General features: G+C 61.3%; 7 protein-coding genes. 2 read left to right on the forward strand and 5 right to left on the reverse strand.

The features are described from left to right. Positions 1-152: 152 nt before the first annotated feature. The 4 genes from DFR34_RS01925 to DFR34_RS01940 all read right to left on the reverse strand — a co-directional run bounded on the left by DFR34_RS01925 (position 153) and on the right by DFR34_RS01940 (position 4523). The gene (locus tag DFR34_RS01925) at positions 153-815 is read right to left on the reverse strand and encodes a cytochrome b/b6 domain-containing protein (RefSeq protein ID WP_110389438.1); all 663 of its coding nucleotides are present in this window, start codon (positions 813-815) and stop codon (positions 153-155) included. Between the two features lie 102 nt (positions 816-917). Further along, positions 918-1946 (reverse strand): anthranilate phosphoribosyltransferase, encoded by a 1029-nt coding sequence (trpD, locus tag DFR34_RS01930; RefSeq protein ID WP_110389439.1) that lies wholly within the window; start codon positions 1944-1946, stop codon positions 918-920. Positions 1947-2123: 177 nt separating this feature from the next. Next, the gene (locus tag DFR34_RS01935) at positions 2124-2693 is read right to left on the reverse strand and encodes an aminodeoxychorismate/anthranilate synthase component II (RefSeq protein ID WP_110389440.1); all 570 of its coding nucleotides are present in this window, start codon (positions 2691-2693) and stop codon (positions 2124-2126) included. 204 nt (positions 2694-2897) lie between these two features. Further along, positions 2898-4523 carry a hypothetical protein gene (locus tag DFR34_RS01940; protein WP_146215031.1) on the reverse strand — a complete coding sequence of 542 codons (1626 nt, stop codon included), beginning with the start codon at positions 4521-4523 and terminating at the stop codon, positions 2898-2900. 165 nt (positions 4524-4688) lie between these two features. On the opposite strand from DFR34_RS01940, the gene DFR34_RS01945 reads away from it, so the two are divergent. Then, positions 4689-6308 carry a GGDEF domain-containing protein gene (locus DFR34_RS01945; RefSeq protein ID WP_110389442.1) on the forward strand — a complete coding sequence of 540 codons (1620 nt, stop codon included), beginning with the start codon at positions 4689-4691 and terminating at the stop codon, positions 6306-6308. 76 nt (positions 6309-6384) lie between these two features. Next, positions 6385-7023, forward strand: a complete 639-nt coding sequence (gene pdxH, locus DFR34_RS01950; RefSeq protein WP_110389443.1) for a pyridoxamine 5'-phosphate oxidase — start codon at positions 6385-6387, stop codon at positions 7021-7023. A gap of 105 nt (positions 7024-7128) precedes the next feature. On the opposite strand, the gene DFR34_RS17055 is transcribed toward pdxH, so the two are convergent. Further along, positions 7129-7290: a hypothetical protein gene (locus tag DFR34_RS17055; RefSeq protein ID WP_158281714.1), complete on the reverse strand. Its 162-nt coding sequence runs from the start codon at positions 7288-7290 to the stop codon at positions 7129-7131. Positions 7291-7496 lie beyond the last annotated feature (206 nt).

Here is a 7496-nt window from a genome sequence, read left to right on the forward strand (position 1 = left end):
AAAAACATGTCCGTTTGGCAATGCCTGAGCACGTGTTTGATGCCAATATGTTATCCAGGTGGTTTGTCCGTCTGGCGTCCAGGCATGCAAAAGGGACGGCCTAGGCCGTCCCTCGTTATGCAACACACTGTATCTGGCGTAAATCGTCTTTCTCACCCCAAGCCATTCACCACCCCCGCCACCACGCCCACGGCCACCAGCGCGCACAGCACGGCCAGTTTCCATGAGGCAAAGCGCAGTTCGGGCGGTTGGCTGGCGTAGGTTTGCCAGCCGCTGAGCATGGCGACCACCAGATTGCGGCGCTTGATCAGGCGATAGAACACAATGGCGCTCAGGTGCAGGCCAACGGCGGCCAGCAGCAGTTTGAACGAAATTTTGTGCCAGCCAGTGATGGCCTCTGACAGATCGCTATTGATCAGCTTGGCCAGCGGGCCATCCCACAAGAACGAATCGACATCAGTGGCAAACAGGCCGCTGCCCACCTGAAAACCCAGTAAACCCAGCAGCGCCAGCACCATCAGCGCACCCAGCGGGTTGTGGCCGGGGATGCGGTGTTCTGGCAGCTTGCCGCGCAGATAGGCCAGCATGGCGCCGGGGCCGCGCACAAAGCGGGCAAAGCGGGCTGTGTCGCTGCCCAGCACGCCCCACAGCAGGCGAAACAGCAGCAGGCCGGCAATGCCATAGCCAGCCAGCAGGTGAAGGCGCAAGGCATCGCCACCGGTTTCACCGGACCACCACATCACCCCGAACAGGGCAACCAGGCTCCAGTGAAACAGACGGGTAGGGGCGTCCCACAGTTTGATTCGGTATTGCATGACGGTACCTCCACAAAAGCCCAACAGACTGGTGTCATGGCATCCGGGTTCCCCGGCGCCAGCGGGAAAACCACCCGGACAGCAGCGGCCTATGGCCAGGGTTCAGACGGCCAGCGCCTGGGTGCGCTCAGCCAGAGCAGCCAGGGTGCGCTGGGCTGCGCCGCTGTCGATGGCCTGGCGGGCGCGGTCGATGGCCTCGCTGAGGGTGGCGGCCACGCAGGCCACATAGATGGCGGCGCCAGCGTTCAGCAGCACGATATCACGGCAGGGGCCGGTTTCGCCGGCCAGCACAGCGCGCACGCGGGTGGCCGATTCTTCGGCGCTGCTGGCTTTCAGGGCGCTGATATCGCAATAGTTCAGGCCGAATTCACGCGGATCCAACAGGTATTCGCTGACCGCACCGTCTTTCAGCTCGGCTACGCGGGTGCGGCCGGTGAGGGTGATTTCGTCCAGGCCGTCTTCGCCGTGCACCACCAGCACATGGCGGCTGCCCAGCTGGCGCAGCACCCGCGCCTGAATGCCAACCAGATCCGGATGAAACACGCCCATCACCTGATTATCAGCGCCGGCCGGGTTGGTCAGCGGGCCGAGGATATTGAACAACGTGCGCACGCCCAGTTCGCGGCGCACCGGGGCGACGTGCTTCATGGCGCTGTGATGGTTGGGAGCAAACATAAAACCCAGGCCAATATCGTCGATGCATTGGCCCACCGCCTCGGCGCTGAGGTTGAGCTTGACGCCCAGGGTTTCCAGCACGTCGGCGCTGCCCGAGCTGGACGACACCGAGCGCCCGCCATGCTTGGCCACCCGCGCGCCAGCGGCGGCGGCGACAAAGGCCGAGGTGGTGGAGATATTAAACGTATGCGCGCCGTCGCCGCCGGTACCACAGGTGTCTACCAGACGCTCGCGCTTTGCCACAGGCACCGGGGTGGCAAATTCGCGCATCACCGTGGCGGCAGCGGCGATTTCCGAGACACTTTCTACTTTTACCCGCAGGCCGATCAGGATGGCGGCAATCTGCGCCGGGGTGAGCTCCCCGCGCATGATCTGGCGCATCAGGTCCAGCATTTCGTCGTAAAACAGTTCGTTGCCGTCAATCAGGCGATTTAACGCGGCTTGGGCGGAAATCATCAAAGGCTCTCTATCGCAATGGAAAATGGCAGGTCAGTCCGTGACATAGGCCCGGCAGCGCGGGGCCATCGGCATCAAGCATGGCTAAAAAACCCAGTGCCGCGGTCCTGGCCAGGCGCACGGCTGCAGACAGTAAAGATGTTGTGCAGCAAGGCCAGGAGGGTTTTGTTGGCCGCTCTAGGCGTGGGCGGTCAGGAAGTTGCGCAGCATGGTGTGGCCATGCTGGGTCAGGATGGATTCCGGGTGAAACTGCACGCCCTCGACCGCCAGGGTTTTGTGGCGCACGCCCATGATTTCGCCGTCTTCTGTCCAGGCGGTGATTTCCAGGCAATCCGGCAGGCTTTCGCGCTCGATCACCAGCGAGTGGTAGCGGGTGCAGGTCACCGGGTTGGGCAGGCCGTGGAACACACCGAGGTCCAGATGCTGCACCGGCGAGGTCTTGCCGTGCATCAGCTGCTTGGCGTGGATGATCTTGCCACCAAACGCCTGGCCGATGCTCTGGTGGCCCAGACACACGCCAAGGATGGGAATCTGGCCGGCAAAGCGCTCGATGGCGGCCACCGACACACCGGCTTCCAGCGGCGTGCACGGGCCGGGGGAAATCACCAGGTACTGCGGCGCCAGGCGGGCGATGTCGTCCAGGCTGATTTCGTCGTTACGGAACACCTGCACGTCTTGCCCCAGTTCGCCGAAGTACTGCACCAGGTTGTAGGTGAAGGAGTCATAATTGTCGATCATCAGCAGCATGTTTGGCGTATCCCATTGATTTATCTGGCTAAGTTATTTTTTAAAGTCTATGCATACCCGCTTGAACCCGCTGTCTGTCGGGTGGGCCAGGGCTTTTGGCGGCGACAAAGAAGTATTATCTCCAGTGCAGCGCCGGGCGGCAAGAAATGCAAAAGGAGCCCATCGGCCCCTTTTGTAGCAACCCCTCGCTGTGCGCCAGCCGGCTCAGCCATCAATCAGCTTGACCAGATCGCCATAGGCAAAGGTCTCCTTGCTGGCGGTCATCAGCTTGAGAAAGCGCTTCTGGTCTTCGTTACACAGATGCAGGATGACGACCTGGGCCAGTTGGCGCGCCAGTTGCTGGTTGGCGGTGAGTTCGCTTTGCCCATCACGTCCCAGCTCAGCCAAATCCAGCAAGGTGCAGGCTTGGCCATGGTAGCTGTTTTTAATGAAGCCTACTGTCCGCGCGAACCACTTCGCACCGCTATAGACGGTAGTCAGCAGACCGAACGGGGTAACCCCGAATACCGCCTTGGCCGCCGTCCAGTCAATTGAATCCAAACAGGCATTCAGGCAGGTTTCCAGTTTTTCTAGGTCGGAGTCAGTATCCGATTTCAGTGTGTTGCGAACTTGTTCACGGGCGCTGAACAGCGGGCCTTGTTTTTTCACCAATTTGGAAAACGCATAGGTGGCTGTCCACGGCGCCAGCACATTGCTACCAAAGGTGACTGCCTTGCCGCTGAACCCCAGCACCGAGTAGTCGATCAGCCCCACGGACTGGCCAGCCGCCGCATCCAGGCCTTTGTTAATCCCCTTGGCCATCACTGCGGCCAGAGCGTACTCTGCCAGGGTCTGAAAGAAATTTGTTGTTTTGCTGTCAGGGAGAGTCGATTGTTCACGGAACCAGATTTCCCAGTCACTATTGCCGGTCTGTCGTGGCATGCTGGACCACAGCGGCCACAGCTGCTGGCAAATACTGTCCAGCGCCACCAGATCGGCCGGCAAGGTGGCTTGCTGCAACAGCGTGGACGACGACATGCGCGACACCATCACGTCATTGTCTGCTCTGGGCAAAAATTTGTCCGTGGCACGCACAAATGCGGCCAGTCGTGCTGACAAACATGCCCCAGACTGGGTATTGAATAAGCTCTCTACCGGGCCACGAGCTTGTTCATATTGCTCAGGTGATGCCGGTTCGTCTTCACCATTGCTTTGGTAAGCGTACCATGCCCACCCCAGATGGGCGCCGGCCTCTTGCTGGCACACTGAGGCATAGCAACTTGAATTCACCAGCAAAAACCGGATTTTGTCGCGAAACTGCGGCATGCCCCAGTCACGGCTGACCCTAGGTACATCCCGAGCCAGGCCCTTGTCGTTAAAAGCCAGCCGGTCGCTCAGGACTTGGTCAAACGTGGCACAAGCCGGGCAACTCAGCGTCTGGAACGTGGTCTCCTTGGCCGGTGCGGACAAGGCCCGCTCCAGGCTGCTGATTATGGCATTTTCATCAGGCGGGTTCACGGTATTGCCCGGCGTGTCACGGACAAAGCGGGCCAGGCGCTCGGGCAGATTCAAGTTGTCGTCAACATCAAACAGAATTTCCACCGGGCCGCGATAGCCGGCGATGTTCTCACTCTTGTAGGCGTCCCTGGCGCGTTCCAGCGCGTCCCTGGCGCCGGCCAGCTCAACGGCGGCACGCAGATTGGCCTCGCTGGTCATATAGAACAGATTGTTGCAGATTTTCTGGTCGTCCCAGCCGTTGCGTTTCTGGGCGGCCCTGGTCTCCTGCAACAGTGTGTCAAATGTCTGGCATGCCGGTGACGAAATCACTTTCAGCGTGGTTGAGGGAGGCATAATGATCTCCTGAGCAAAATAATGGCCGCGCACACCCTGGGCGGCCCTGCTGCAATAACGCAGCGGGCGCCCTGGTGTGAAGCGGGCAGTCTGCCGGTGCAGCATCCCATGGTGAAATGGCATGTAGCATCGGTTTGCCCGGTAAATCTGTTATGCTCATTGGCCATGCATGTCTTTTCTTTGCCCCGCTTAATCTGCCGTCTCTGCCTGATCCTGCTGCTGGCGCCCTGCCTGTTGCTGGCCCGGCCGGCGTGGGCATTGACAGCGGTCACCCTGCAACTGAAGTGGACGCATACCTTCCAGTTTGCCGGTTACTATGCGGCACAAATACGTGGCTACTACCGCGAAGCTGGCCTGGATGTCACCCTGCGTGAGGCCCAGCCCGGCGATGATCCCTTGCGTGCCGTACTGTCTGGCCGTGCCGAATTTGGCGTCGGCACCAGCAGCCTGCTGCTGGCCCGTCACCGGGGTGCGCCGGTAGTGGTGCTGGCGGTGATTTTTCAGCACTCACCCTTGGTATTGCTGAGCAAATCCGGCGGGCCTTCCGCTGGCATTCACGACTTGCTGGACAAGCGGGTGATGCTGGAGCCGCAATCCGACGAGCTGCTGGCCTACTTGCAGCAAGAGGGCATTTCTTCACGGCGCATTACCTGGCTGGCACACTCTTACCGCCCCACGGCCTTGCTTGACCCCAACGTGGATGCGGTTTCTGCTTACTCGATCAATGAGCCGTATTATCTGGATCAGGCCGGGCTGCAGTATCAGACCTTCACCCCGCGTTCGGCCGGCATTGATTTTTATGGCGATAATCTGTTTACCCGCGAAGCCTTGCTGAACGATTCTCCCGAGATGGTACGGGCATTCCGGACGGCCAGCTTACGCGGCTGGCAGTACGCCATGGCCCATCCGGAAGAAATCATCCAGTGGCTGGTCAACACCTACCCTGGCCGCCACCCAGCTGATTTTCATCGCCACGAAGCCCGGCGCATGGCGCCGCTGCTGCGCACGGACCTGGTAGAAGTTGGCTATATGAACCCGGGGCGCTGGCGGCATATTGCCGACACTTACGCCGAGCTGGGCCTGCTGCCGAGCCAGTTTTCACTGAAAGGTTTTTTATATCAGACCAAACCTGCCATCGACTGGCTCTGGCTGGGCGGTGCGCTGGCCGTGACGGCCATGATTGGCGGCGTGGCCCTGTACATTCACCGCATCAACCGCCAGCTGACCCGCGCGCTGGCCACCAGTCAGGCCACCCTGAATGCCCTGTATGCCAGTGAGGCACGGTTGCGCGAACTGAATGCCCGTGACGCCCTCACCGGCCTGGCCAATCGTGAACGCCTGTTCGAGCAACTGGACGCCCTGCTGGGCGCGCCACAGGCGCAACTGGCGGTATTGTTTATTGATCTGGATGGCTTCAAGGCGATTAACGACCAATTTGGCCACGCTGCGGGCGACCAACTGCTGCGGGTGATGGCCGAGCGCATGCGCGCCAGCCTGCCCGCCCGGGCCTTGCTGGCGCGGCTGGGGGGCGATGAGTTTGTGGCCGTACTACCCGAGGCCGCGCACGCGACCGAACACGCCCAGCAGCTGCTGGCCGCGCTGGCCGCCCCACTGCCCACCTGTGAGTGCGCCCTGTCGGCCAGCATCGGCATGGCCTGTGCGCCAACCGACGGCCACGATGCGCAAACCCTGGTGCAACACGCCGATCTGGCCATGTATGCCGCCAAGCGCAATGGCCGCAATCAGTTGCAACGCTGGCCGGTGGCCGCCTTGGCCAGGGACTGAGCCGCACGCGCTGCCATTGCCGCGCCAGTCTGGCCGCCGTATGCTGTCAGCCTTGTTGCCTGACTGTGTTCCGCCCATGAAAAACATCGCCGATATCCGCAAAGACTACGCCAGCCAAACGCTGGACCCTGACGACTGCCTGGCCCACCCGGTGGCGCAATTCAGCCGCTGGCTGGATGACGCCATCGCCGCCGACGTGCCCGAACCCACCGCCATGCTGGTGTCCACTGTCTCGCCCGAAGGCCGCCCGGCCGCGCGCGTGGTGCTGCTCAAGGGCGTGGAAGACAATCAACTGGTGTTCTACACCAATTACCACAGCCGCAAGGGCCAGCACCTGGGCCATACGCCGTTTATTGCGCTGACTTTTTTCTGGCCCGAGCTGGAGCGGCAGGTGAATATCGAAGGCGTGGTCAATCGCGTGGCAGACGAAACCTCCGACGCCTATTTTGACAGCCGCCCGTACAAAAGCCGGGTGGGCGCCTGGGCATCCGAGCAAAGCCAGCCAATCAGCGGCAAAGAAGTGGTGATGGCGCGCTTTGCCCGCTTTGCCGCGCAATACCTCACCCATGTGCCGCGCCCGCCGCACTGGGGCGGCTTTGCCGTCACCCCCGAGCGCATGGAATTCTGGCAAGGCCGCCCCAGCCGGCTGCACGATCGTGTGCTGTATCTGCCCGATGGCCAGGGCGGCTGGCAAAAGCAAAGGCTGGCGCCGTAAATCCACCCACACAGAGCCGCGCGCCGCCGATCCACTCCAGCGGGGGCGGCGCTGTGCGACCCTGGCCGCTGGCAACGCACCCAGCCAGCCGCACGACGCGCCGGGTTAGTTCGACTGTTGATCCTCCTCCGGCAGCGTAAACGGATCCGCCTCTGGCACAGCCTGCCACCACGGCAAAGCCCCCAGCGCCGGCAACGCCGCCTCATCCAGAATCGCCGCCCCCAGCGCACGATAATGCTGCGCCTGCGCGGGGTCGATGTCTGGCAACACCGCGTCGAAGAGAAGCGTAAAATTCCAATGCGCGCGTGGATAATTCTTATTTAATAAATTTTTTAGGCGACTTAGAGCATGTTCTGAACCATCCCAACAACATCAGGAAGGTGCGGCAGCATCAACATGGCAAACGCCACGTAATGTAATCCAGCCAGCGTCTGCGGCAGCTTCTCGTAAGCTCTGGCCAAACGCCGGAAGCG

This window comes from Rivihabitans pingtungensis (genome assembly GCF_003201855.1).
Taxonomy (GTDB): domain Bacteria; phylum Pseudomonadota; class Gammaproteobacteria; order Burkholderiales; family Aquaspirillaceae; genus Rivihabitans; species Rivihabitans pingtungensis.